This window comes from Burkholderia sp. YHN3-13 (assembly GCF_055810675.1).
Genome location: NZ_JBVVNQ010000002.1, coordinates 82,405 through 106,761 on the forward strand (window position 1 = coordinate 82,405; position 24,357 = coordinate 106,761).

At 67.6% G+C, this 24,357-nt stretch carries 23 protein-coding genes and 1 pseudogene; 8 read left to right on the forward strand and 16 right to left on the reverse strand.

Annotated elements, in window-relative coordinates; genetic code table 11:
- Nucleotides 1-100: 100 nt before the first annotated feature.
- The 3 genes from AC0KUR_RS05295 (at nt 101) to AC0KUR_RS05305 (ending at nt 3,039) form a co-directional block, all read left to right on the forward strand.
- Nucleotides 101-1,393 carry an NAD(P)/FAD-dependent oxidoreductase gene (locus AC0KUR_RS05295; protein ID WP_034189939.1) on the forward strand — a complete coding sequence of 431 codons (1,293 nt, stop codon included), beginning with the start codon at nt 101-103 and terminating at the stop codon, nt 1,391-1,393.
- A gap of 43 nt (nt 1,394-1,436) precedes the next feature.
- Nucleotides 1,437-1,826 (forward strand): DUF3331 domain-containing protein, encoded by a 390-nt coding sequence (locus AC0KUR_RS05300; RefSeq protein WP_034189940.1) that lies wholly within the window; start codon nt 1,437-1,439, stop codon nt 1,824-1,826.
- A 178-nt stretch (nt 1,827-2,004) separates the two neighbouring features.
- The gene (locus AC0KUR_RS05305; RefSeq protein ID WP_049036571.1) at nt 2,005-3,039 is read left to right on the forward strand and encodes a terpene synthase family protein; all 1,035 of its coding nucleotides are present in this window, start codon (nt 2,005-2,007) and stop codon (nt 3,037-3,039) included.
- 59 nt (nt 3,040-3,098) lie between these two features.
- Here the strand turns inward: AC0KUR_RS05305 and AC0KUR_RS05310 are convergent, their stop codons facing one another.
- Entirely contained in the window at nt 3,099-4,427 is a 1,329-nt protein-coding gene (locus AC0KUR_RS05310; protein ID WP_034189942.1) for a dicarboxylate/amino acid:cation symporter, read from the reverse strand.
- Nucleotides 4,428-4,611: 184 nt separating this feature from the next.
- Complete coding sequence (gene ggt / locus AC0KUR_RS05315; RefSeq protein ID WP_034189943.1) at nt 4,612-6,363, reverse strand: gamma-glutamyltransferase; 1,752 nt, start codon at nt 6,361-6,363, stop codon at nt 4,612-4,614.
- A gap of 338 nt (nt 6,364-6,701) precedes the next feature.
- On the opposite strand from ggt, the gene AC0KUR_RS05320 reads away from it, so the two are divergent.
- A complete protein-coding gene (locus AC0KUR_RS05320; RefSeq protein WP_034189944.1) occupies nt 6,702-7,580 on the forward strand; it encodes a MurR/RpiR family transcriptional regulator in 879 nt (292 codons plus the stop codon).
- A gap of 27 nt (nt 7,581-7,607) precedes the next feature.
- Here the strand turns inward: AC0KUR_RS05320 and AC0KUR_RS05325 are convergent, their stop codons facing one another.
- The 3 genes from AC0KUR_RS05325 to AC0KUR_RS05335 all read right to left on the reverse strand — a co-directional run bounded on the left by AC0KUR_RS05325 (nt 7,608) and on the right by AC0KUR_RS05335 (nt 11,052).
- A complete protein-coding gene (locus AC0KUR_RS05325) occupies nt 7,608-8,957 on the reverse strand; it encodes an ABC transporter ATP-binding protein (RefSeq protein ID WP_206141233.1) in 1,350 nt (449 codons plus the stop codon).
- Nucleotides 8,958-8,968: 11 nt separating this feature from the next.
- Nucleotides 8,969-10,723, reverse strand: a complete 1,755-nt coding sequence (locus AC0KUR_RS05330) for an ABC transporter permease (RefSeq protein WP_034189508.1) — start codon at nt 10,721-10,723, stop codon at nt 8,969-8,971.
- 101 nt (nt 10,724-10,824) lie between these two features.
- Nucleotides 10,825-11,052, reverse strand: coding sequence for a phosphate transporter (locus tag AC0KUR_RS05335; RefSeq protein ID WP_473375490.1), 228 nt, complete (start codon nt 11,050-11,052; stop codon nt 10,825-10,827).
- Nucleotides 11,053-11,310: 258 nt separating this feature from the next.
- Here AC0KUR_RS05335 and AC0KUR_RS05340 point away from each other — a divergent pair, with 258 nt between their 5' ends.
- The 4 genes from AC0KUR_RS05340 to AC0KUR_RS05355 all read left to right on the forward strand — a co-directional run bounded on the left by AC0KUR_RS05340 (nt 11,311) and on the right by AC0KUR_RS05355 (nt 14,454).
- Nucleotides 11,311-12,255, forward strand: coding sequence for a metallophosphoesterase family protein (locus AC0KUR_RS05340; RefSeq protein ID WP_034189506.1), 945 nt, complete (start codon nt 11,311-11,313; stop codon nt 12,253-12,255).
- Between the two features lie 19 nt (nt 12,256-12,274).
- Nucleotides 12,275-12,616 (forward strand): plastocyanin/azurin family copper-binding protein, encoded by a 342-nt coding sequence (locus tag AC0KUR_RS05345; protein WP_034189505.1) that lies wholly within the window; start codon nt 12,275-12,277, stop codon nt 12,614-12,616.
- A gap of 92 nt (nt 12,617-12,708) precedes the next feature.
- A complete protein-coding gene (locus AC0KUR_RS05350) occupies nt 12,709-13,170 on the forward strand; it encodes a cupin domain-containing protein (protein WP_034189504.1) in 462 nt (153 codons plus the stop codon).
- 144 nt (nt 13,171-13,314) lie between these two features.
- Entirely contained in the window at nt 13,315-14,454 is a 1,140-nt protein-coding gene (locus AC0KUR_RS05355; RefSeq protein ID WP_473375491.1) for a patatin-like phospholipase family protein, read from the forward strand.
- 288 nt (nt 14,455-14,742) lie between these two features.
- Here the strand turns inward: AC0KUR_RS05355 and AC0KUR_RS05360 are convergent.
- From AC0KUR_RS05360 to AC0KUR_RS05410, 11 genes and pseudogenes are all read right to left on the reverse strand, one after another.
- A pseudogene (locus AC0KUR_RS05360) lies at nt 14,743-15,711 on the reverse strand (D-2-hydroxyacid dehydrogenase family protein); the annotation flags it as partial.
- A gap of 127 nt (nt 15,712-15,838) precedes the next feature.
- Nucleotides 15,839-17,014: an alpha/beta hydrolase gene (locus AC0KUR_RS05365; protein WP_473375492.1), complete on the reverse strand. Its 1,176-nt coding sequence runs from the start codon at nt 17,012-17,014 to the stop codon at nt 15,839-15,841.
- A gap of 85 nt (nt 17,015-17,099) precedes the next feature.
- Nucleotides 17,100-18,452: an MFS transporter gene (locus AC0KUR_RS05370; protein ID WP_473375493.1), complete on the reverse strand. Its 1,353-nt coding sequence runs from the start codon at nt 18,450-18,452 to the stop codon at nt 17,100-17,102.
- Nucleotides 18,453-18,486: 34 nt separating this feature from the next.
- Nucleotides 18,487-19,179 (reverse strand): HAD family hydrolase, encoded by a 693-nt coding sequence (locus AC0KUR_RS05375; protein ID WP_069706345.1) that lies wholly within the window; start codon nt 19,177-19,179, stop codon nt 18,487-18,489.
- 98 nt (nt 19,180-19,277) lie between these two features.
- Nucleotides 19,278-19,589: a winged helix-turn-helix transcriptional regulator gene (locus AC0KUR_RS05380; RefSeq protein WP_473375494.1), complete on the reverse strand. Its 312-nt coding sequence runs from the start codon at nt 19,587-19,589 to the stop codon at nt 19,278-19,280.
- An 89-nt stretch (nt 19,590-19,678) separates the two neighbouring features.
- Complete coding sequence (locus tag AC0KUR_RS05385; protein ID WP_473375495.1) at nt 19,679-19,942, reverse strand: hypothetical protein; 264 nt, start codon at nt 19,940-19,942, stop codon at nt 19,679-19,681.
- Nucleotides 19,943-19,979: 37 nt separating this feature from the next.
- Entirely contained in the window at nt 19,980-21,281 is a 1,302-nt protein-coding gene (locus AC0KUR_RS05390; RefSeq protein WP_473375496.1) for an MSMEG_0569 family flavin-dependent oxidoreductase, read from the reverse strand.
- Nucleotides 21,282-21,337: 56 nt separating this feature from the next.
- Entirely contained in the window at nt 21,338-21,622 is a 285-nt protein-coding gene (locus tag AC0KUR_RS05395) for an MSMEG_0570 family nitrogen starvation response protein (protein ID WP_034189497.1), read from the reverse strand.
- Nucleotides 21,623-21,631: 9 nt separating this feature from the next.
- Nucleotides 21,632-22,816: an MSMEG_0565 family glycosyltransferase gene (locus AC0KUR_RS05400; protein WP_473375497.1), complete on the reverse strand. Its 1,185-nt coding sequence runs from the start codon at nt 22,814-22,816 to the stop codon at nt 21,632-21,634.
- Nucleotides 22,813-23,799, reverse strand: coding sequence for a sll0787 family AIR synthase-like protein (locus AC0KUR_RS05405; RefSeq protein ID WP_473375498.1), 987 nt, complete (start codon nt 23,797-23,799; stop codon nt 22,813-22,815). Before AC0KUR_RS05405 ends, AC0KUR_RS05400 begins: the two co-directional genes overlap by 4 nt.
- Entirely contained in the window at nt 23,796-24,356 is a 561-nt protein-coding gene (locus AC0KUR_RS05410; RefSeq protein ID WP_124607758.1) for an MSMEG_0567/Sll0786 family nitrogen starvation N-acetyltransferase, read from the reverse strand. Before AC0KUR_RS05410 ends, AC0KUR_RS05405 begins: the two co-directional genes overlap by 4 nt.
- Between the last annotated feature and the right edge of the window lies 1 nt (nt 24,357).

The window sequence follows — 24,357 nt, forward strand, 5'->3', positions numbered from 1 at the left end:
GGTTTCACGTCCCGTAACGAGGCTGCCCGCCCGACTCCGTTGACACGCGGAGCCGGGAAGCGCTAGGATCATACCTTATTCATCACGTGATGATTTATCCATGACAACCCCTACACGCATCGTCATCGTCGGCGGCGGGATCGCCGGGCTGCAGCTTGCGACCCGCCTGGGCGAGCGTCTCGGCCGGTCCGGGCGGGCGCAGGTCACCGTCGTCGACCGCAGTCCGACGCACATCTGGAAGCCGATGCTGCACACGATCGCGGCCGGCACGCGCGACGTCCAGCAGCAGCAGGTGATCTTCCTCGCCCATGCCCGCGACCACGGCTACACGTACCAGCCCGGCGAACTGAAGGGGCTCGATCGTGCGCGCCGCCGCGTGCAGCTTGGCGAGATCCGCTCGCAGGACGGCGCGGTGGTGATCGAGGCGCGTGAACTCGAATACGACGTGCTGATCCTCGCGCTCGGCAGCCAGGCCAACGATTTCGGCGTGCCGGGCGTGCGCGAGCACTGCTACTTCATCGACAGCCAGCAGCAGGCCGAGACCTTCAACGAAGCGTTGCGGATGCGCGTGTTCCGCAGCATCGCGCGCGACGAACCGTTTCGCGTCGCGATCGTCGGCGCGGGCGCGACGGGCGTCGAACTCGCGGCGGAGCTGAGCCGCCTGCTGGAGGTCGCGCAGGCCTATGGCGACGAGACCGTGCGCGAGCGGCTGCAGCTCACGCTGCTCGAAAGCGGCCCGCGCATCCTGAACGCGTTTCCGCCGCGGATTTCCGCGTCCGCGCAGCGGCGGCTCGAACAGATCGGTTTTCACGTGCTGACGTCGACGCGCGTCACGTCGGCCGATGCGAACGGATTCCACTACGGCGACGGTTCGTTCGCCGAAGCGGACCTGATGGTCTGGGCAGCCGGCGTGAAGGCGCCGGATTTCATGCAGGCGCTCGGCGGGCTCGACACGAACCGCGCGAACCAGGTCGTCGTCGGCCCGACGCTGCAGGCCACGGGCGACGAACGCGTGTTCGCGATCGGCGATTGCGCGAGCCTGTTGCCCGACGGCCACGAGCGGCCGCTGCCGCCCACCGCGCAGGTCGCGACGCAGCAGGCCGAACATCTCGCGAAGCACCTGCCCGCGTGGCTCGACGGCACGCCGATGCCGCCGTTCGCGTTCCACGATTTCGGCGCGCTCGTATCGATCAGCGACTACGACGCGTTCGGCACGCTCGGGCAGTTCGGGTTCTTTCGCGGCGGCTTCATCCAGGGGCGTTTCGCGCAGTTCAGCCACCTGATGCTCTACCGGCGGCACCAGCAGGCGCTGCACGGTTTCTCCAAGGCGACCCTGCTGTGGATCGCCGAACGGATCAACGGCTGGGTGCAGCCGCGCATCCGCCTGTCGTGATGCCGCGCGTGGCGGCACCACGTAACGTTTCGAGGGACATGACATGAACAACCCTGCAGCGCCCTGGCTCATGACCGTCGCCGCGATCGGCAGTTTCGACATGCCGTCCGTCTCGTGGGGCGGCCCGCGGCGGCGCACCGTCACGCGCGACCGGTTGCCGTCGTGGGACGCCTCGAGCAAGCCGGCCATCAGCGTGCTCGAGCGGCCCACGGCCGACACCGTGATGATTTCGTGGCGCGACGCGTGCACCGGGCATTACGGCTACCAGAAATGGCGGCTGTTCACGACGCGCAAGCGCGGCGTATGCGCGCTGTCGGGGCGCGCGATCGAAATCGGCGACAGCGTCTACGCGCCGCAACTGCTCGGCTCGACGCCGGGCAACGCCGCCGCGATGGTGCTCGCGGCGTGCATCGACACGGTGGAAGCCGTGTGACGTGCGGGCCGCCCGTGTTTGCCCGCATCGTCGCAACAGCGCACGGGAATATTTCGAATGCCGATGCAATGATGCTGACAGGCACGCTTGCCTGAACGACGCGCTTGCATCCCGGGCACGATTCACTAGTATCTGAACACGCATCCGCGCCCCGCTCGACGCTCCTGGAGTGTGCTCCATGCCCAACGTGCATTTCGCCCTTCCCCGCCTGTCCGATGCCCGCCACGATCCGAGACGCTTCGACGCGGGCGACGGCGCATGGTTGAAACGCATGGGCCTGCAGACCAGCGACGACGAAGCCGCCAAATGCATACTGCAGATCGGCGGCCCGTCGTTCGCGGCACTGACCTGGCCCAACCTGCCCGAACGCGCGGTGCAGCTGGCAGCCGACTTCGTCACGCTGATGGGCCTTCTCGAAGATACCTGCGGGCTGGTCGCGAAAAGTCCGCAGCGTGTCCGCGATTTCCTCGCGCCTTACTTTGCGTTGACCTGGGATCCGGACGACCGGTCCGTCGCGCGCGACACGCCGCTGATTCGCGCCTTTCTCGACATCTGGCATCGCGCATCGCACGACATGTCGGAACACTGGCGCCGCCGCACGCAGGAACACTGGCGCCAGTTCTTCAACGGCTGGCTCAGGGAAGCGGACTGGCATGCCGCCGGCCGGTACCCGAGCCTGTATACCTTCTGGGAACCCCGTCGCGAATCGGTCGGCGCCCGCGTGCTGCTCGATCACCTGGAGGCGACCTGCGGATACGAAATCGCTCCGCGCACGATTGCCCATCCGGCGGTACGCCAACTGGGCGATCTCAGTCTCGACACCGTGTTTCTCGTCAACGACGTCTTCTCGTACGAGCGCGAAAAGCACCTGGGGGAAGTCCACAACTTCGTGATGGTGCTGGAGCGGGAGCGCGGGTGGCCGCTCGATCGCGCCATCGACGAATGCCGGCGCCTGGTGGACGATGCCTATCGGGAATTCACGCGTCAGCAGCGCGCGTTACGGCAAAGCGACGTGCTGCCGGCCGCCGCCGGCGAACAGGAATGGCGGCAGCTCGAGCACTACGTCGGAATGTGGCACGACCTGATGCGCGGAAACTACGACTGGCACATCTTCATGTACGAAGACGGCGGACGCTATATCCGGGACGACCTGGCCAACACGTCGTATCTCGAGCACGTTCCCGTCGGGGCGGGTACGGCAGCCCGCCCCTGAAGCGGGGAAACCTCCCCCGATCGCGGCCCGACGGCGGCCGTCGGGCCGTCCGAGGCCGGTCAGGAACCGATCGCCGAGCCGGCCGGCGTGCGCGGATCGCCGTTCTGCCGCTCGAGTTCGGCATCGAGATGCGCGGCATGCGCCAGTGCTTCGGACTCCGACATCAGCTCGCCCTCCCACTTCGCGACCACCGCGCTGGCAATCGAATTGCCGACCGCGTTCGTGGCCGAGCGCCCCATGTCGAGGAACGTGTCGACGCCAAGAATCAGCAGCAGCCCGGCTTCCGGGATGTTGAACTGGTGCAGCGTCGCGGCGATCACGACGAGCGACGCGCGCGGCACGCCGGCCATCCCTTTCGACGTCAGCATCAGGACCAGCAGCATCGTGACCTGCGTGCCGAGCGACAGGTGGATGTTGTAGGCCTGCGCGATGAACAGCGACGCGAACGTGCAGTACATCATCGAGCCGTCGAGGTTGAACGAATACCCCATCGGCATCACGAAGCTCGAGATCTTGCGGCGCACGCCGAATCGGTCGAGCGCATCGAGGATCTTCGGGTACGCGGCTTCCGAGCTCGCGGTCGCGAACGACAGCATGAACGCTTCCTTGATCAGCACCAGCAGCCTGAACACCCGGCGGCCGAGGAACAGCAGCCCGGCGGCGACGAGCGTCGTCCACAGCAGCATGAGGCTCATGTAGAAGTCGCCCATGAACACCGCGAACTTCAGCAGGATCGACAGCCCGTTGACCGCGACGGTCGACGCCATCGCGGCCATCACCGCGAGCGGCGCGAGCTTCATCACGTAGCCGGTGATCTTCAGCATCACGTGCGCAAGCTGGTCGATCGCGGCGACGAGAATCTTGCCATGCTCGCCGAGCGCCGACAGCGCGACGCCGAAGAACATCGAGAACACGACGATCTGCAGGATCTCGTTGTTCGCCATCGCCTCGGCGATCGATTTCGGCACCATGTGGCCGACGAAATCCTTCAGCGTGAACTTGGACGTCGCGAGGTGCGCGGACGCGCCGATATCCGGCAGCGGCAGCCCGAGGTTCTCGCCGGGCCGCAGCAGGTTCGCCATCAGCAGGCCCAGCAGCAGCGAGACCAGCGACGCGGTGACGAACCAGCCGAACGCCTTCACGAACACGCGCCCGACCGACGACGCGTCGCCCATGTGCGCGATGCCGACGACGAGGGTCGAGAACACCAGCGGGCCGATCACCATCTTGATCAGCCGCAGGAACACGTCGGACACGAGCGAGATGTAGCCGGCGATTTCCGCGGCCGACTGCTTGTCCGGAAGCTGCGTGTAGATCAGGTAGCCGATGAAGATGCCGGCCGCCATCGCGAGCAGGATCCAGCCTGCCGCTGACATTCGTTTGTTCATGACGGAGTCCGTGCACGGTAAAGGGGTTGACGGATAAAACCGCGCGCGAGCCGTGCCGTGCCGCGGGGCGCGCGTGGCAAGCCGGTCGGGCTTGCGAGTGTCCGCGAACGGACCTGCCGCCGCCGCGACGGCATTCGCGGGAAAGCGAACACCGGCGGCGGCCGTTCAGCGGGATGCGACCGGCTCAGTAGCCGATCGCCGAACCGGCCGGACGGCGCGGATCGTTGTAGCCGTAGATGAAACCGGGCCGCACGTTGCCGGACACCGACGAATCGTTCCCGGAACTCTGGCGGCTCGCCGCTTCGGTGCCCGGCAGGCCGACCAGGATCAGCTCGGCGGCCCCCCAGGGCGTCTGCTCGACCATCTTGTAGCCCATGTTGCGCAGAATCGCGAGCGTATCGGGCGACAGGCCGTAGGTTTCGTAATAGACCTCGTCCGGCAGCCACTGGTGATGGATGCGCGGCGCGGCGACCGCGTCCTGCGGCGTCATCCCGTAGTCGATCACGTTCAGCACGGTCTGCAGCGTGATCGTGATGATGCGCGAGCCGCCCGGCGACCCGACCACCATGAACACCTTGCCGTCCTTCTTGACGATGGTCGGCGCCATCGACGACAGCGGACGCTTGCCCGGCGCGATCGAGTTGCGCGTGCCCTGCACGAGGCCGAACAGGTTCTGCGCGCCGACCTTCACCGTGAAGTCGTCCATCTCGTCGTTCAGGAAGAAGCCCGTGCCCGGCGCGATGACCACGGCGCCGAAACGGCCGTTGACCGTATAGGTCGTCGACACCGCGTTGCCGTCGTGGTCGACGATCGAGTAATGCGTCGTTTCCGGCTTCTCGTGCACGCCGACACCGGGCTGCACGTCGACCGACGGCGTGGCCGTGTCGGCATGGATGCTCTTGCGGATCTGCGCCGCGTATTCCTTGCTCGTCAGCTTCGCGACCGGGTTGTCGATGAAGTTCGGATCGCCGAGCAGCGTGTTGCGGTCTTCGTATGCATGGCGCATCGCTTCGGTCATGTAATGGACCGCAGCGGCCGAGTGATAGCCGAGCTTGCGCAGGTCATACCCTTCGAGGATGTTCAGCGTCTCGCACATCGTCACGCCGCCCGAGCTCGGCGGCGGCGCCGACACGAACTCGTAGCCGCGATACGTGCACGTCAGCGGCGCCATGTCCTGCGCGCGGTAGGACGCGAAGTCGGCGGCCGTGATCACGCCGCCGCCGCGCCTGGCGGCCGCTTCGACGATCTTCGGAATCTCGCCGTGATAGAACGCGTCGGGCCCCTGCTCCGCGATGCGCTCGAGCGTGCGGGCCAGGTCCTTCTGCACCAGGCGGTCGCCCGGCTGCAGCGGCGTGCCGTCCGGGCGCAGGAAGATGCGCGCGGCTTCCGGGTCCTTCCTGAAGCGTTCGACCGTCGTATCGAGAATGTCCGTATCGCCGCGCGTCAGCACGAAGCCGTCGCGCGCGAGCCGGATCGCCGGCGCCATCACCTGCTTGCGCGTGAGTTTCCCGTACTTGCGCTGCGCGAGATCGAGGCCGGCCACCGTGCCCGGCACGCCGACCGCGCGATAACCGTACAGGCTCTGCTCCGGAATGACGTTGCCCGCCGCATCGAGATACATGTTCGCGGACGCCGCGGCCGGCGCGGTCTCGCGGAAATTGATGAAGCGGTCGCGGCCGTCGGCCAGGTGGAGCGTCATGAAACCGCCGCCGCCGATGTTGCCGCAGCACGAATTCGTCACGGCCTGCGCATAACCGACCGCCACCGCCGCGTCCACCGCGTTGCCGCCCGCCTTCAGGATGTCGACGCCGATCTGCGACGCGAAGTGCTGCGACGACACGACCATGCCGTTCTTCGCTTCGACCGCCGGGTCCGATGCGGCGAACGCGCACACGCTCACGGCCGACAACAGGGTGAGTACTACGAGCCGCCTCATGACGGAATCCTCCAGACAAATAAGCCGGACCGGGCCGGCATGCGTCGCTCGACAACCATGTAATAAACGATACATTTCAGCGAGGCGCGATCATAGCACTCGTTTTTTTGGGCCAAAACCTAGGGTTATCACCGAATCCCAGGCGGTGATTCGTCAAGAAAAATCCCTTCACATGTTTATTTCATTACACTCATGCACGCGCCATCGGAACAGGCGAGACGTCCCTCCCATATCGGGACGGTCGCGGCCCGCCGTCCGTCGATCGGCTAACATGCGCGGAGTCGCCTGCAGACCCAGGTCTGCCGTTTGTCATTCAGATAAGAGAGCCGGAGTGCCCGATGGGGACGAGCATCAGGGCGTTGCTGCTATCCCAGATGGATAGCTTCACGCCGTCGGAACAGAAAGTCGCGCAGGCGTTGCTGGATCGCTATCCCAGTCTCGGGCTGGGGCCCATCGCGCAGTTCGCGAAGCAGGCGGAAGTCAGCGACCCGACCGTATTCCGCTTCGTCGTCCGCATCGGTTTTCCGAACTACTCGTCGTTCCAGCAGGCGCTGCACGACGAGATCGACACCGCCATGAATTCGCCGCTCGCGCGGATGGACGCGTTCCACTCGGAAACGGGCATGCGCGACAGTCATGCGGCGATTTTCGAGCGGCTGTCCGGGTCGCTCGCGGCCACGATCGACAAGCTCGACGCGGCGGCATTCGACGCCGCGGTAGCGGTGCTGGCCGATCCGGGCGTGCGCGTCTTCTGCGGCGGCGGGCGCTATACGGCGCCGCTCGCGTCGCTGTTTTCGTTCACGCTGGCCTACGCGCGGCCGCATGTCCACCATGTCGAACCGAACGTGAATCTCGCGTCGGCCGCACTGGTCGACATGGGGCGCGACGACGTGCTCGTGATCTTCGATTTCCGCCGTTACCAGAAGGACAGCATCCGCTTCGCGCAGGCCGCGCACCGGCTCGGCACGCGCATCCTGCTGATCACCGACGAATGGCGCTCGCCGATCGGCGAATTCGCGGAAATCGTGCTGCGCATCCAGGGGCGCCCGTTCGCGATGCTGCAGACCAACGTGCCGGCGCTGGCGCTCGCCGAAGCGCTGGTGATCGGCGTGACGAACCGGCTGCCGGAACTCGCGCGGCAGCGGATGGAGAAGATCGAGCGGCTCAGTACCGGGGGGATCGAGCAGGATACGAATCAGCGGGATTTGCCCGAATGACGATCGCTCGCCATCCGGGCCCGGCCCTCAGCTCTCGACATCCTCGAGACTGAACACCTCCGTCTTGTCGTTGTACGAAAAGACTTCGCCGTAACGGCCCCAGTCGATCACCGCGTCGAGCGTTTCCTCGGCTGCTTCGTCCGACAGGAAATCCTCCAGTTCCTGCTCGAAGCGCACGCGCGGCGCGCGATGGCCCGGGCGCTCGTTCAGCACCTTCCTGATCCGTGCCGCCAGCGGCACGTGCTTCAGCAGATGATCGGCAAACATCAGCTTGCGCTCCTGCGTGCCGAATTCCGCGAACACGCGTGCGGGCGGCGTCAGGAACACGTCGCCTTCGCGCACGTCCGCGAAACCGAGGTGCTGCAGCACTTCGGCGATCGGGAACAGTTCGTCGACTTCCAGATGCAGCGTACGCGCGATTTCCGGCATGTCCGCGCGGCCGTGGTACGGCGCCATCGCGAGCGTCTCGATCAGGCCGGCCATCAGGTTGGTCGACACGCGCGGCATCCAGCTGCCGAGTTCGAGCCCCTTCTTCGTCGCCTCGCCGGTCTGGCGCGCCGTCATCTTCGCGTAGATGTCGTCGACCAGCTTGCGGAAATCGGTATCGAGCCGGTTGCGCGGATGCTTGAACGGCACCTTGATCTCGGCGATCACGCGGCCCGGGTTCGACGACAGCACGAGGATCCGGTCGCACATGAACACGGCTTCCTCGATGTTGTGCGTGACGATCAGCACCGACTTGATCGGCATGCGGCCCTGCGTCCACAGATCGAGCAGGTCGGTACGCAGCGTTTCGGCCGTCAGCACGTCGAGCGCCGAGAACGGCTCGTCCATCAGCAGGATCGTCGGGTCGACCACGAGCGCGCGCGCAAAACCGACGCGCTGGCGCATGCCGCCCGACAGTTCGCGCGGGTACGCGTTCTCGAAGCCGTCCAGACCGATCAGGTCGATCGCGGCCAGCGCGCGCTCGCGCCGCTCGCGCGCGCCGACGCCGAGCGCCTCGAGGCCGGCTTCCACGTTTTGCAGCACGGTGAGCCACGGGAACAGCGCGAAGGTCTGGAACACCATCGCGACGCCTTCGGCCGGGCCGGTCAGCGGCTTGCCGAGGTAGGTCACCTCGCCGCCGGTCGGTTCGATCAGGCCGGCGATGATGCGCAGCAGCGTCGACTTGCCCGAGCCCGAACGGCCGAGCAGCCCGACGATCTCGCCTTCGCGCAGCGACAGGTTCGCATCGTCGAGCACGAGCAGTTCGCCCTGCGTCTTGTTGAAGCCGCGGTTGACGTGCTCGACGCGCAGGATTTCCTCGCCGAGACGCGGCGGCTGCAGCGGCTGGGACGTCTTGGCGGGTGCGTTGATAACGGTCGAATTTGGTTGCATCGCGCTTACTCTCAATCGAGACGGAGCCGGGATTCCGCGTAGGCGTACATCGGACGCCACAGCAGACGGTTGAACAGGGTGACGAACAGGGACATCACGGCGATGCCCAGGATGATCTTCGGGAAATCGCCGGCGGCGGTGGTCTGCGCGATGTACGCGCCAAGGCCGTGCGCAACGACCTTCGTGTCGCCCCACTGCACGAACTCGGACACGATGCTCGCGTTCCATGCGCCGCCCGACGCGGTGATCGCACCGGTCACGTAGTACGGGAAGATGCCGGGCAGGATCGCCTGCCGCCACCACTGCCAGCCGCGGATGCGGAAATTCTTCGTCGCTTCCTTGTAGTCGTTCGGATAGGACATCGCGCCCGCGATCACGTTGAACAGGATGTACCACTGCGTGCCGAGCACGATCAGCGGCGACAGCCAGATGTCCGCGTTCAGGTGGAAGTGGACGATCACGATGACGAACACCGGAAACAGCAGGTTGGCCGGGAACGCGGCGAGGAACTGCGCGAGCGGCTGGATCTTCTCGGCCAGCTTCGGACGCAGTCCGATCAGCACGCCGAGGGGCACCCAGACCAGCGACGCGATCGCGATCAGCACCAGCACGCGCAGCAGCGTGATGAGCCCGAGCACGAGCACGTGGCCGACCTCGCCCATCGTCACGCCGGTCGCGACGAAGCTGACGACGCGCCACGCGACGTACGCCGTCAGCAGGATCACGAACGCGCCCCACACGATGTCGCCGAGGCGCGATGCGCGGCGCGACGATGCGCCGCGCGAGCGCGCGCCCTTCCGCGACGGCACGCGCAGCGGAATCCGCGCGGCCTGCGACAGCAGCCAGCCGGCCGGCACGAGCAGCTGATGGATCAGGTGCGTGCGGCGCATCATGTCGAGCAGCCAGGATTGCGGCGCATCGCCCGACGCGGTGTTCTCCATCCGGAACTTGTCGGCCCATGCGACGAGCGGCCGGAACAGGAACTGGTCATAGGCAAGGATCACGACCGACATCGCGACGATCACCCAGCCGACCGCGCCGAGGTTCTTGTCCGAGATCGCCTGCGCGAGATACGCGCCGATGCCCGGCAGCGTGATCGTCTGGTTGCCGACCGTGATCGCCTCCGACGCGACGACGAAGAACCAGCCGCCCGACATCGACATCATCATGTTCCAGATCAGGCCCGGCAGCGAGAACGGTACGTCGAGCTTCCAGAACCGCTGCCACGGCGTCAGGTGAAAGCCGCGCGACACTTCGCTCAGGTCGCGCGGCACCGTGCGCAGCGACTGGTAGAAGCTGAACGTCATGTTCCACGCCTGGCTCGTGAAGATCGCGAAGATCGCCGCCAGTTCGGCGCCGAGCACGCGGCCCGGAAACAGCGCGAGGAAGAACGTGACGGTAAACGAGATGTAGCCGAGCACCGGCACCGACTGCAGGATGTCGAGGATCGGGATCAGCACCATGCCCGCACGGCGGCTTTTCGCGGCGAGCGTGCCGTAGACGAGCGTGAACGCGAGCGACGCGACCATCGCCGCGAGCATCCGCAGCGTGGTGCGCAACGCGTATTCGGGCAGGTTCGACGGGTCGAGCGAGATCTTCTGCGTCTGCAGTACGCCGATCGGCGCCATCGTCTCGTGAAAACCGACGATCGCCATCGCGAGGATGCCGATGATCAGCGGAAACGCGACGGCGTCCCAGCGATTGGGGAGCACGCGCCACGCGGACGCGTTGGCGGTGCGATTCGGGTCGAAGAAACTGAGATCCATCGGTAGCGTGTCGTGTCGAATTGAAAGTCGATGGGTCCGGCCGCCGGTCTCGCGGCCAGGCGTCGCGCCCCGCGGCGCGAATCAGGACAGCCCGTGCGCAGTCATACCGGCAGCCCGTACGCGCCGGCCATCCCGGCCATCAGCCGCGCGACGAACAGCAGCAGGAACGGCGGGACCGTGCGTTCCTTGACGGGGCTCGGCTCGGCATCGGGATGAACGCCGACATGGGCGATGCCGCAGGCAACGATCAGAAAGAACCGCACGAGGCGGGTCGTGCGCGTGCGGCGGCCGACCGCGCCGCCCGTTTCCGTTGCCGCGAGGTTCGGCATGAAGGGGCTCCGGAGAGAGGTGATTCGGAGTCGCAGGCTATCGGTCGGCCGTGACGCAAATATGACGTGTCACTTACAGGACATTGACGGGTCATCCTCCCGGCATCGCGCGGCGCCCCGGAAGCCGCGAACACGGGGGAGTCGACCGCGTCGCGCGCGGGAATAAATCCGCCGCTTCGCCGGTATCGCATCCGAAGGCGCCGGCTTATTCCAGGACGATCCGGCCGTCCGGTTTCGTCACACGATTGCGAGGCTCCCATGTCTTCATCGACCCCTACCCGCCCGTCGCGCCGCAAGGCCCTGCAATGCATGGCCTTCGGCGGCCTCGGCACGCTGTTTACGCTGTCGGGCGGCATCCTGACGCCGTTCGACCTCGCGCTCGCGCAGACCGGCGATGCGCGCCCGGCCGACGCGGGCAAGCCGCTGTTCGTGCAGATCAGCGATACGCACATCGGCTTCAACAAGGACGCGAATCCCGATGTATCGGCCACGCTCAAGCAGACGATCGAACTCGTCAACGGGATGCCCGCGATGCCGGCGCTGGCCATCCATACGGGCGACATCACGCACCTGTCCAAGCCCGAGGAGTTCGACCACGCGTCGCAATTGCTGGCCGCGCTGCGCGTGCCGGAACTGCACACGGTGCCCGGCGAGCACGACGTCACCGACGGGTCGGGCGCCGAGTATTTCGGCCGGTTCGGCAAGGCGTCGGACAACCGCGGTTATTACAGCTTCGATCACGCGGGCGTGCATTTCATCGGCCTCGTCAACGTGATGCACTTCAAGCCGAACGGGCTCGGCAGCTTCGGCGACGACCAGCTCGCATGGCTCGCGCAGGACCTGAAGGGCCGCTCGTCGAGCACGCCGATCGTGGTGTTCTCGCACATGCCGATGTGGACCATCTACGAACCGTGGGGCTGGGGCACCGGCGACGCGCCGCAGACGATGGCGCTGCTGCGCCGCTTCGGCTCGGTCACCGTGCTGAACGGGCACATTCACCAGATCGTGTCAAAGGTCGAGGGCAACGTGACGTTCCATACCGCGCGCTCCACCGCGTTCCCGCAGCCGACGGCCGGCAACGGCCCGGGCCCCGTGCCGCTCACGGTGCCGCGCGACCGGCTGCCCGCGATGCTCGGCGTGACGACCGTCGAATTCGCCGGCCATCCGGTTGCGTCGTCGCTTCACGACACGACGCTGGCCTGATGAAAACAAGGAGAACGACATGATCCGCTTCATGCCAACCCGCACCGTCGCCGCGCTGATCCTGTGCGCGGCCGCCGCCGGCACGCCGCTCGCCGCGTTCGCGCAGGGCCCGACCGGCCCGCTCGTGACGATCCGCAATTTCATGTTTTCGCCGATGTCGACCACGATCAAGGCCGGCACGACCGTCACGTGGAAGAACCTCGACGGCGAACCGCACACCGTCGTCAACGATGCCGGCATCTTTCACTCGGCGGCGCTCGACCAGGGCGACACCTACTCGTTTCGCTTCGACAAGCCGGGCGTCTACAAGGTGTTCTGCGGGATTCACCCGTACATGAAGGAGACGATCACCGTCGAATGACGCGGCCCGCCAAACGACGCGAACGAACGGCGGGCGGCATCGGCCTACAATGATCGCCGTCCCATTCGCCCGCGTGGCAGACGGAGCCGCCCATGCCCAGGATCGACCTCGGCGCCGTGCCCGAACGCCGCGGCAGCGGCTATCCGCGGCCGTTCGACGCGCCGTGCGTGCAGCGCGTCCGCCAGCGTCTCGGCGACGCGGGCGGGCTGCGCGACTTCGGCGTCAACCTGATGCGCGTGCCGCCGGGCGGGTGGTCGGCCCAGCGGCACTGGCATTCCGACGAGGACGAATTCGTCTACGTGCTCGAAGGCGAGCTCGTGATGATCGAGGACGGCGGCGAGACCGTGCTGCGCGCGGGCGACTGCGCGGCGTTTCCGAAGAACTCGGGCAACGGTCACCACCTGGTCAACCGGTCGGACGCGGTTGCCGTCTATCTCGAAGTCGGCTCGCGTTCGCCGGACGACATGATCACCTGCCCGGACATCGACCTGATGAGCCCGAGCCGCGACGGCCGGTTCCTGCACAAGGACGGCACGCCTTACCCGGACGCGTGACGCCGGCCGCGCCAAAGGGTCGGACGCGAGCGGCAACGCAAACGCGGGCCGCCGTCGCGCGGCGGGCGACGCCGCGCGATCGATCGCCTAAACTGAATCGAACTGTTCGGATCCGACCCACCGCCATACGCAGCGAGGCAAGCCATGACCGCGAGCGAGCCGGCACGAATGGACCTCCCCGGGCAAGTCGTGCTCGTGCTCCAGGGCGGCGGCGCACTGGGCGCGTTCCAGCTCGGCGTGTTCCAGGCAATGGACGAAGCCGGGATCCGGCCCGACTGGGTGGTCGGCACGTCGATCGGCGCGATCAACGCGGCGCTGATCGCGGGCAATCCGCCGGAGCAGCGCTACGACAAGCTGTCGGCGTTCTGGCGGCGCGTGACCGAGCGGACCCGTTTCGACGTCCCGCCCCTGGTGCCCGGCTGGGACCGGATGCTGGCCGAGCTGATGATCATCGGCGGCGGCATCACGGGCTTCTTCCAGCCCAATCCGGCGTCGTGGTTCGGGCCGCTGGCGCGCCTCGGCGTCGATCGCGCGTCGTACTACCGGATCGCGCCGCTGCGCGACACGCTCGCGTCGCTGGTCGATCCCGACTTGCTGAACGCGGGCCATCCGCGCCTGACCGTCAGCGCCGTCAACGCGTGTACGGGCACGATGCGCTATTTCGATTCACGCGATACACGGCTCGGGATCGAGCACATCATGAGTTCGGGGGCGCTGCCGCCCGCGTTTCCGGCGATACGGATCGACGGCGCGCCGTACTGGGACGGCGGCGTGTATTCGAATACGCCGGTCGAGGCCGTGCTCGACGACAACCCGCGCCGCAGCTCGATCATCTTCTCCGTGCAGATGTGGAATCCGGCCGGCCCCGAGCCCGAGAGCATCTGGCAGGTGTCGGAGCGACAGAAGGACATCCAGTACGCGAGCCGCACCGACAGCCACATCGCGCGCCAGCAGCAGATTCACCGACTGCGCCACGTGATCCGCGAGCTGGTCCGGCACGTGCCGGAAGCCGACCGTGCGTCGCCCGCGGTGCGCCGGCTCGCCGCGTGGGGATGCGAGACGACGATGCACCTGATCAAGCTCGCCGCGCCGCGGCTCGACGGCGACAATCAGTTGAAGGACATCGATTTCACGCCGGCCGGCATCGCGGCGCGCCGGCAGGCCGGCTACGACGCGGCGAAACGGGCGATCGCCGCGCGCCCGTGGGACGTGCCGACGGATCCGACGGAAGGCTTGACGGTGTACGATCCGGACGCAGCGCCGGTCGCCGAAAAAACGGCATGACGCGCGGACGGCGTGGCCGCTCGCCGCTCGCCGCTCGCCGCCCGCCCCGCACGCTCAGGCGCGCGCGGCCCGGACACGGGCGCGGCCGGCTTCGCTCACTTCGACCTCCGCCACGCCGCCGGGCGCATGGTGCCGGACCACGTAACCGCGCGCGCACGCCTCCTCCCAGACCGGCAGGCGCGGGCACGACGTGCGCCATGCGTCGATCACCTCGTCGTACGGCCGCGCGCCGGGCCCGATCCATTCGAGCAGGTCGAGGATCAACGGCTCGATCGATGCCACTTCGTGCGCGAGCACGTCCGGGTTGACCACGTGGATCGGCTGTCCGGCCGCATAGGACACGATCTGGTCGAACACATCCGAGAACTGCGTTTCGTATTCGTCCTCGGTCACGTAGCCGATATGCGGCGTGCACACGACATTGGGCAACCGCAGCAACGGATGCCGCGGGTCGCGCAGCGGCTCGGTCTCGTACACGTCGAGCGCCGCCATCCCGGGCCGGCCGGCCTGCAATGCCGCCTCGAGCGCGCCCGCGGCGACGAGGCCCGCACGGCTCGTGTTCACCAGCAGCGCATCGGGTTTCATCCGGCCGAGATCCTCGGCCGTCACGATGCCGCGCGTGGCGGGCACGAGCCGCATGTGCAACGAAAGCACGTCGCAGGTTTCGAAGAAGGTGCGCTTGTCCGGCGCCGTGTGCCAGCCGTCGTCGCGGGCGCGCTGCCGCGACGCTTCGCGCGCCCAGACCAGCACGTTCATCCCGAACGCGGCGCCGTATCGGGCGACCTCCGCACCGATCCGGCCGTAGCCGTAAATGCCCAGCGTGCGCCCGCGCAGCGTCCGGCCCACGCCGGTTTGCCAGTGGCCGGCCTGCAGCGCGCGCATCTGCTGCGGAATCTGGCGCATCGCGGCCAGCACGAGGCCCCAGGTGAGTTCGGCAGCCGCATAGGACGGCGTGCCGGCATGCTGGTTCGACGACACGATCACGCCGTGTGCGGTGCACGCGTCGATGTCGATATGCGGATACACGCTGCGCTGACTGATCAACCGCAGCTTCGGCAACCGGGCGATGAGCGGCGCGCGAATCTGCGTGCGCTCGCGAATCAGCACGAGCACCTCCGTATCGCGCAGGCGTTCGGCCAGCGCGTCGACGTCCTGCACATGGTCGTTCCAGATCGTGACCGCCTGCCCGTCCAGCTTGCGAAAGCTCGGCAGCGTGCGCAGCGTGTCGAAATAATCGTCGAGGATCGTGATGTTCATGGGGACGCTCCTGGGAACGCCATCATCCTGAACCGCGAACGCCGCGCAGGGAAATGAATTTATGTCGCCGATTCCTGCATTTTTCTGATCGATCGATTCTCGCCGCGCGCGCACCTCGCTCGCCCGCTCACGGCCCTGCCGCCCGCATCGCCGACGCGGTGCCGGCGACGACCGGACACGATTGCGGCAAGGCCTGCCCGAACAGCACGGCCAGCCCGCAAGCGGACGTGAACATGCCGAGACCGTCATGCCCGACGCCCGGGACTTCGACGACCTGCTGCGCGAGATCGTCCGGGTGCCGCTTCTTCAGGTAGTCGAAATACGCGAGCCCGCGCGCGAGCCGGTACGGGCCCTGCGCCATCGCCGCGCACGAACGGTCGATGAAATGCGTGTACGGATTCGTATCGGCCTGCCCGAGCAGGTACACGACATCGCGCGCCACATAACGCGTTTCGAGTTCGCGCCCATCCTGCGACGCGACGTAAGGCGGCGCCGACTTCAGCCCGTACTTCCATTGCGTCGCGCGCGGGCAGATGCCGCCCGCGATCGCGTCGGCATTCGGCCGTTCGTCGTCGAAATACAGGTAGCTCGACGGGTTCGCGACCACGTAGCGCACGGCGACGCCGCCACGCGCCAGCGCGTCGCCTTCGTGCCCGGCCACGGCGTAACGCTGCAGCAACTGCGCGCCGGCGGAGTGACCGATCACGACGACCGTCGTCAGCGACGGGTACAGGCCGCGGTCGGCGAAATGCGCGAGCAGCGCGTCGAGCGCCGCGAACGAGCTGACCGGCCCCGGCTGGCGCGCCGGTTCGCCGCCCTTCCAGCCTTCCTGCGTCCACGCGAGTGTCGATGCGGGCAACGAGAATGCGCGCGTATCGGCGCGCGTCAGGAACTGCGGCGCGACGACCATCGTGCCGCTGCCGGCCGCGCCGGCCTTCTCGACGACCTGGCGCCCCGACGCGTAATACGTGTCGGCGTTGCGAAGCGTGCCGTGAATCACGATGAACACGCGCACGACGTCGGGCGCGGGCTGATCGAGCGGATGGTCGGCATAGACGGGCAGCGCCGCGCTGCCCTGCGGCGTCGCGACGGCCACGCGCTGGTCGGCGACGGCCTTGACCGGTGCTTCGAGACGTTCGCGCTGGGTAGGCGTCGCGGCTTCGGCTGGACGCACACTGCCCGCCATGCCGATGACGGCACAGGCGATCGAAACCGAGAGCGAAAGTGCGAACGACAGCGCACGGGCGAACGACCGCGCACGCGCGGGCCGGATGCTGGCAAAGGCAACGGAAATAAGGGACATGGCAGCGGATCGGGTTGCGGACAGGACTTTAACGGCGATGGTCGCAGAATCCGTCGCGCGCTGCCGGCCCGTTGCGCAATACGGCTCAGTCGGCCGGCTCGGACACCCGCCCGGCGTCGGCACGGGTTGCGCCCGCGTCGCCGCGCGGCGCATTCCCGCCCGCTGCCGACGGCGGCAAGCCGCCCGCCGTCGCGGCCAGCAGCGGGCGCTCGGGATGCACGAACAGCCACAGCACCGCGCCGCAGGCCGCCGCGGCACCGATCACGACCATCCCGCTGCCCCAGCTGCCGGTGATCTTGACGACGAACGCGAGCGCCATCGGCCCCGCGACGTTCGACAGGGCGCCCCATACGTTGGTCCAGCCCGACATCACGCCGGCGAACGGCCGCCCGAGATCCTGCGCGGCCGACCACACGACGACCTGCACGAACCCGACGGCCGCGAACGACAGGCACAGCAGCGCGATGACCGCGGCCATCGCCTGCGCGCGCGACGCGGCGACCAGGGCCAGCGCGCTCACGACGAATCCCGCGATCGCGACCGGCGTGCGCGCCCGGTAGATCGAGCCCGTTTTCCTCAGCAACCGGTCGCTGACGGTACCCGCGACGAATACCGCCGCGAACACGGCCACCCACGGCAGCGACGCGTACAGCCCCATTGCCTTCAGCGACAGGCCGCGCGCGCGCATCAGGTAGGTCGGCAGCCACGTCGTGTAGAAGCTCTGGATCAGCACGAGCAGGAAGTACTGAATGCCGAAGATCCAGAAACGCCCCAGCCGCAGGCAACGCGCGAGCGAACCCGACACGGCCGTCTGGCCGGGCGGCTGGCCGGCCGCGATGTAGTCCGCCTCGGCCGGCGTGATCAGCGGATGGGACGCCGGCGCATCGCGGTAGCCGAACCACCAGATTGCGCCGAGCAGCAGGCCGAGCGCGCCGAATCCGTGGAAGACGGCATGCCAGCCGAAATGGACGATCGTCCAGGCCGTGAGGGGCGCCGACACGATCGGGCCCAGATACAGCCCCGCGAGCAGCACCGCGTTGCCTTTCGCACGCTCGCCGGCCGGAAACCAGCGCTTGAGCGCGACGACGCTGCTGGACCAGTCTGCCGACTGCGCGCCGCCAAGCACCAGCCGGCAACCGAACAACCAGGCGAACGAACCGCCGAGCGGCATGACGATCATCATCAGCGACCACAGCGTGCTGGTGCCGAACAGCACGCGGCGCGACCCGAAGCGTTCGGCCGCGCGTCCGGCCGGGATCTGGCCGAGCGCATAGGCCCAGAAGTAGATCGTCAGGATCATCGACATCTCGACGATCGACAGGCCGAGTTCGCCCTGGATCGCCGGAGCGGCCACGGCCATCGCCGCGCGATCGAGCGTCATCACGAAGGTCAGCGGCGCGACCAGAAACGCGACGATCTTCCAGCGGAGATGGTTCACGCGGCGCGGCATCGTGCGGCTCCCGAAACCGGCGTCAGACGCCGTGCGGGCCGGACGCCCGGCCCGGCTCGTGCTGCATCCGCCGCACGATCGCGGCCAGTTCGCCGATATGCGCCGGGACCGCCTGCTTGCCCGCGCGCGCCCACGCATCGAACGACGTCATGCCGGTCACCGCGCCGACGAACGGCACGCCCGCGCGCTCGGCCGCCTGCGCGTCCACCGCATGGTCGCCGACATAGATCGCGGCGGCGGCAGGCAGGCCCAGCCGCGCCAACGCCAGCACGAGCCCTTCGGGATCCGGCTTGTGACGTTGCACGTCTTCTCCGCCGATCAACACGTCGACCAGCGACTGCAAGCCGTTGCGCTCGAGAATCGCCTCGATCCGGTAGCGAAACTTCGACGACACGATCGCGACGGCGAGCCCTTGCTCGCGCAGCCGTGCAAGCAGCGGCGGCACCTCGGGATAGATGCGCGTGCCGGGCACCATGATCTCGTCGGCACGCGCGACGAAGTGCCGCGCGAACGCATCGGCCCGCGCCGCTTCGGTCTCGCCCGTCAACGAACGGAACATCTGCGGCAGCGTCAGACCGATCACGGCGCCGATCTGCGCGGGTGTCGCGCGTGCCGCGCCAAGCCGATGCAATGCGTATTCCGTGCATTCGACGATCGCCGCGGACGAATCCGCCAGCGTCAGATCGAAGTCGAATATGACGGCCCGAACAGGCATGAATGGACTCCGCGAACGAAAAATGGATCACGCTCGACGCGTGACACGTGACACGTGACCTGGAATGACGATGCGACCGCACCCGCGCGCAGGAGCGGTCAGCGCGCCTGACCGGCTTGTTCGCGATCGGCCGCGTCCAGCCCGTCCGGGTCGCGCTTCACCCACTCTCTTGCCCACCCCAGCAACGGCTGCAGCGCCGCTTCGAGCCGGCGGCCTTCGGCGGTCATACGATAGCCGCCCTCCCCGTGCTCGACGAGGCCCGACGCCTTGAGCTCGGCCAGCCGCGTGTTGAGCAGACGCGCGTTCGTTTCGCAGGCTTCCTGCAATGCGCGGAACGTGAGCGGCGAGCCGCGCAGCTCCCACAAAATGCGCAGCGCGGTGCGGCGCCCGAGCAGATCCAGCACGACCATGATGGGCCGCCCCGTCGTCGATCCGCGAACGCGTTGTCCGATTCTTGGCGTGGTCATGCTTTACTTTTTAAAGCAATCGTCCGGCGGAGTCAATTGCCTGAATCGAGCTTCGTTTCGGTTTGACTTTCCAACGCGCGATCGTAGACATCGTTATAGGCGAGATTGTCGGCGTAGTCCGACGCGCCGAAACCGGCGGGCATCGGCGCGATCGTCGCATGGGCATGCTGCCGCCCCTCGTCGAAGAACCCGGGGTCGTCGCGGCCCGCACGCGCGGCCGGCGCATCTCGGCGACGCTGCCTGCACGCGTCGCCCGGCCAGTCTTCCGCGAGCCTAGCGTGCGCGCGTCGCGGCATGCCGGCTCGATGGCGATGGATGGCGTATGCAGCGGCGTCAGGCAGCCACGCTTTCGGATGAGCGCCGCGGCGCCGTCATCTCGGCCCGGATCTGGTCGACGATATGGGCGGCATCGCGCGCAACGCCGGAGAATCGCCCCGATCCCCACGTGTGCAGCCACGGCAGCCCGACGAAGTAGAGCCCCGGAACCGGCGTCACGCCGCGCCGGTGCGCGGGATAACCGCGGCCGTTGAAGACCGGCGCATCCAGCCAGCTGAAATCCGGGGTGAAGCCGATGCACCAGATGACCGATGCGATGCCGCTCGCCGCGAGATCGAGCGCCGTGCGCTCGCCGGCCGGACGCCACACGGGCGCGTAACGCGTCGCAGGGGGCGCCGCGATTCCGTTCTTCTCGATATGGGCATCGATGCCGGCGTTGATCCGGTTGTACGTATCGTCCGCGCTGTCGAGCCGCGCCGCCAGATCCGCGGAGAAGCGCAACTGTCCGCCCGTGAAATCCTCCAGCCGCCCGTACAGTTCCATCCCTTCGGCGGCAAAGCGGCGCAGATCGATATCGCGCCCGCCGTCGCGGCCGGTCACATAATGGTTGGTGTTGTCGCGCACGCCTTCGCGCAGCGGATGCGCATCGACCGGCATGTCGTAGTACTGCATGTCGGCCAGCCAGTCGACGACGTCCCTGCCCCGGTAGAAACGGGCGCAGCGAGGCGCATCGCCCACCGCGAGGAACACCTTTCGCCCGGCGAGGTGGAGGTCCTCCGCGATCTGCGCACCCGATTGTCCCGATCCGACTACGAGTACCGGGCCGTCCGGCAACGCGGCCGGATTCCGGTACTCCGACGACTGGATCTGCACGATCGTGGCCGGAAACCGCTCGGCCATCCGCGGCACGATCGGCCGATGGTAGCCGCCCGATGCCACGACGACCCGATCCGCCGTGTACGTGCCGCGCGACGTCGCGATGCGATAGCGTCCGTCCGCGTCGCGCGTCACACGCTCGACGGCGGTGTGTTCCAGCACCGGGGCATCGACGCTGCGGATGAATCCGTCGAGATACTCGACGATCTCGTCCTTCGTCATGAAGCCGTGCGGATCCGCACCGCGATACGGATAGCCCGGCAGCGCACACTGCCAGTTCGGCGTCACGAGACAGAACGCGTCCCAGCGCTGCGTGCGCCACGTGTGCGTCACGGTCTCCTTTTCGAACACGAGATGATCGATACCTGCCTGCTTCAGGTAGTGGCTGATCGACAGTCCTGCCTGCCCGCCGCCGATGACCGCTACGCCGAGACGGGAATCGATATCCGGGAGGCTGGATGAAACAACGGGTTCGCTTGACATGATGCAGTCCTGAATGTGTGTTGAAGACGACGGTGGATTGCCGCGTGCCGGACGCCCTAAACGAGCTCGATGACGGTCACGGTCGCATCGCCCTGCGGAGAAAATCGTTGCGCGTGCGCTTCGATCCGTGCCAGTTCATCCATCGCGGCCGAGCACGCGAACCCGTATTTCTCCCGTACGCGCTCGGACCCGATACCCAGGGCACGCCGGGCTCGCTCGACGAAGTCGTCGAGCGCGTATTGCGTGCCGGGCGTGAAAAATTCCGACACCACGGTCGAAGGCGAATAGCAATTGGTTTCCGACTGGTCGGGCCAACGGACCCGAAAATGCATGACCGGCATGATGCCTCCTCACTTGGCGGACGATGCTTGCGCACGCTGCGCCAGCCTGTCCTGGTAGATGTCCAGATGCCTGCGCGCACTCGCTTCCCATGTGAAGCGGTTCATCAGCGCGGGCACGGCACGTGCGAAATCGGGAGCACGCCGTCCCGAGAGCGCGTCGCGCAGCGCGCCGGCGATCGAATCCACATCGGCGGGATCGGCCCACACACACACGCGCTCGTCCAGATACTCGGTAAAGGGTTCGATTTCGGATACGACCACGGGCTTTCCGCAAGCAAGCCCCTCGAGCACGACCAGGCCGAATCCCTCCCGGATCGACACCATCGACACCACGTCGGCGCAGTGCATCAGCGCGACCAGCGCCGCATCGTCGAGCGGCCCCGTCGACACGACGGGTTCGTCGACGCCGATCCCCAGCCCCAGCGCGGCGGCGCGCGCGACGAAGCGGCGCGCGTAGGCATCGTGATCGAGCAGACTCGCGCCGCCCCCGATCACGAGCCGTGCGTCGGGCATCGTGCCGCGCAGCCGGGCGAACGCCTCGAGCAGCGCGATCGAGTTTTTCCGCTGCTCGATCCCGCCGATCGCCAGGACGACCGGCGTGCCGTGCAGGCCGAACCGCTGCCGCACCGCCTGCACGGCCGCCCGATCCGCCCGAGCGAACCGGGAGACGTCCACGCCGTTGGGCACCACGCTTGCGTCGACCCCGAACGTCCCGCGCATCGTGGCCGCCCACGCAGCGCTCACGCACAGCACCTGGTCCGCCGCTCGCCACGCGCGCGCCTGCCAGCGTTCGAGCTGCGGGTCGTCGAATACGTCGAGGTGATGCACGGTCCGTACGAAGCCGTCTATTGCACCCGACTGCTTCAGGTCGGCCAGCGCATTGCCCGTGATGCTGTCCTGGGCATGCAGCACGTCGAAGCCGCTTGCATCGTGCTCCAGCAATGCATGCCTGATCGCGACAATCCGCGCGCGCACCATGTCCGTGACGCTGCGCGGATGGCCATCGACGCGCGCCAGCACGACGCGGCACCGGACGTCGCGGAACATTCTCTCGCCCGGCGCGGCCGGTGCGAACACGGTGACGTCGCTGCCCGCATCGCGCAGCGCACGGGCGAGTTCCAGCGCGTGCACGACACCGCCGCGCGGATTGACCGAGTGGGTGAGCAGCGCGATGCGCAACGTATCGGCGCTCATCGCACATCCCCAACGGGGCAGGTAATGAACGGCTCGACCCGGAAATCCCACAGCACCGCCGTTTCGCCCGCCTCTTCGACGACGACCTCGCGCGAGGCGTCGATATCGCCGATCACCGCGCACGCGAGCCCGCGCGCCGCGAAGCGTTCCGCGATCGCGTCGGCGTGCGCCGGCCGCGCCGCCATCACGAACCCATAGCTCGGAAAGGCCGTCAGCCAGCGATCGAAGTCGACGCCTGGCGGACGCGGGATCGCGTCCAGCGCGATCCGCGCACCGACGCGCGAGCATTCGGCGAGCATCAGCGCCGTCCCGAGCACGCCGGCCATCGAGATATCCTTCGCGGCGTCGCACAGCCCGGCTTCGGCCAACGTCGGCAGAATCTCCAGATCGCCGCGCAGCCGGGCCGGCGGCGCGCCGACCGACGCATTCCAGAACGGATACGGTGCCTCGAATGCGCCGCGCAAATCGACCGCCATCATCAAGCGATCGCCCGGCCGCGCGCTGAAGCTCGACAGCAGCGCGCGGGCCCGGCCCAGGATCGATACGGCCAGTTGCCCCTGCACGCTGCGCGTGTTGCTGTGGCCGCCGACGATCGGCACGCCGTACGCGGACGCCGCCGCGGCCATCCCGGCGAGCACCGGCCGCGCGGCGTCGATTCCGTCGCTCCACAATGCATCGACGACGGCGATCGGCCGCCCGCCCATCGCGTAGATGTCGCTGACGTTCGCCATCACGCCGCTGTACCCGGCAAACCACGGCATCGACTCGACGAAATCGCCGACCATCCCCTCGATCGCAAACAGCAGGTAGCCGTCCGCGTCGGGAATCGCCGCGCAGTCGTCACCGAGCGCGACGGCCTGTGCGAGATCCCGTTCGCCGTTCGGTAATGCGCCCGCGAGCGACGCAACCACGCCGGCGATGTCGTGCTTGTGCTGGAAGCCGCGGCTCGCGCGCAGCGTCGCGATGCGATCCTCGACACTCATTGCGCCCCCTCCAGCCGCAGGACGAAACCCTCGAACGGCGTGCCGCACGGCGGATAGTGTTCAAGCTGGGCCTGCATCAGTTGATGAGGACGTCCGAACAACGTTTCCTCGCCGAGCGCATCCCAGTGAAGCCGAAGAAACAGCGGCACGTTCTGCGATTGCACGTGTGCGACGAAGCGCCGGCAACCTTCGGCATGCGCACTGCTGACGGCCAGCGCGATCAGCATCGAGCCGATCCTGCCTTGCCGCCGGAATGCCGGATGCACCGCGAGCCGCGAGCCCATCCAGGTTCCCGGCCCGGTTTCGTGAATCCGCACCGTGCCGACCACCTGCTCCGGCAGCCCCGCGCAGCAACTGACCGCGACCAGCAATTGCGCGTGGCGGTCGATATCGTCGCGATCGTCGCCGGCGAAGATGCCCTGCTCGATGCAGAACACGGCCCGGCGCAGCTTGTATGCCTCGTCGATTTCCCAGGGAAGCGCCGCCCATTTGATCCGGTATTCGGCTGGCCGGTACGGGCTGCTGCTGTCGGCCAGTCCCATCTCTGCGCAGTACATG

Coding starts and splice junctions, on each gene's coding strand:
- AC0KUR_RS05295 (WP_034189939.1), top strand. CDS start 101: ATGACAACCCCTACACGCATCGTCATCGTCGGCGGCGGGATCGCCGGG.
- AC0KUR_RS05300 (WP_034189940.1), top strand. CDS start 1,437: ATGAACAACCCTGCAGCGCCCTGGCTCATGACCGTCGCCGCGATCGGC.
- AC0KUR_RS05305 (WP_049036571.1), top strand. CDS start 2,005: ATGCCCAACGTGCATTTCGCCCTTCCCCGCCTGTCCGATGCCCGCCAC.
- AC0KUR_RS05310 (WP_034189942.1), bottom strand. CDS start 4,427: ATGAACAAACGAATGTCAGCGGCAGGCTGGATCCTGCTCGCGATGGCG.
- ggt (WP_034189943.1), bottom strand. CDS start 6,363: ATGAGGCGGCTCGTAGTACTCACCCTGTTGTCGGCCGTGAGCGTGTGC.
- AC0KUR_RS05320 (WP_034189944.1), top strand. CDS start 6,702: ATGGGGACGAGCATCAGGGCGTTGCTGCTATCCCAGATGGATAGCTTC.
- AC0KUR_RS05325 (WP_206141233.1), bottom strand. CDS start 8,957: ATGCAACCAAATTCGACCGTTATCAACGCACCCGCCAAGACGTCCCAG.
- AC0KUR_RS05330 (WP_034189508.1), bottom strand. CDS start 10,723: ATGGATCTCAGTTTCTTCGACCCGAATCGCACCGCCAACGCGTCCGCG.
- AC0KUR_RS05335 (WP_473375490.1), bottom strand. CDS start 11,052: ATGCCGAACCTCGCGGCAACGGAAACGGGCGGCGCGGTCGGCCGCCGC.
- AC0KUR_RS05340 (WP_034189506.1), top strand. CDS start 11,311: ATGTCTTCATCGACCCCTACCCGCCCGTCGCGCCGCAAGGCCCTGCAA.
- AC0KUR_RS05345 (WP_034189505.1), top strand. CDS start 12,275: ATGATCCGCTTCATGCCAACCCGCACCGTCGCCGCGCTGATCCTGTGC.
- AC0KUR_RS05350 (WP_034189504.1), top strand. CDS start 12,709: ATGCCCAGGATCGACCTCGGCGCCGTGCCCGAACGCCGCGGCAGCGGC.
- AC0KUR_RS05355 (WP_473375491.1), top strand. CDS start 13,315: ATGACCGCGAGCGAGCCGGCACGAATGGACCTCCCCGGGCAAGTCGTG.
- AC0KUR_RS05365 (WP_473375492.1), bottom strand. CDS start 17,014: ATGTCCCTTATTTCCGTTGCCTTTGCCAGCATCCGGCCCGCGCGTGCG.
- AC0KUR_RS05375 (WP_069706345.1), bottom strand. CDS start 19,179: ATGCCTGTTCGGGCCGTCATATTCGACTTCGATCTGACGCTGGCGGAT.
- AC0KUR_RS05380 (WP_473375494.1), bottom strand. CDS start 19,589: ATGGTCGTGCTGGATCTGCTCGGGCGCCGCACCGCGCTGCGCATTTTG.
- AC0KUR_RS05385 (WP_473375495.1), bottom strand. CDS start 19,942: ATGCCGCGACGCGCGCACGCTAGGCTCGCGGAAGACTGGCCGGGCGAC.
- AC0KUR_RS05390 (WP_473375496.1), bottom strand. CDS start 21,281: ATGTCAAGCGAACCCGTTGTTTCATCCAGCCTCCCGGATATCGATTCC.
- AC0KUR_RS05395 (WP_034189497.1), bottom strand. CDS start 21,622: ATGCCGGTCATGCATTTTCGGGTCCGTTGGCCCGACCAGTCGGAAACC.
- AC0KUR_RS05400 (WP_473375497.1), bottom strand. CDS start 22,816: ATGAGCGCCGATACGTTGCGCATCGCGCTGCTCACCCACTCGGTCAAT.
- AC0KUR_RS05405 (WP_473375498.1), bottom strand. CDS start 23,799: ATGAGTGTCGAGGATCGCATCGCGACGCTGCGCGCGAGCCGCGGCTTC.
- AC0KUR_RS05410 (WP_124607758.1), bottom strand. CDS start 24,356: ATGTACTGCGCAGAGATGGGACTGGCCGACAGCAGCAGCCCGTACCGG.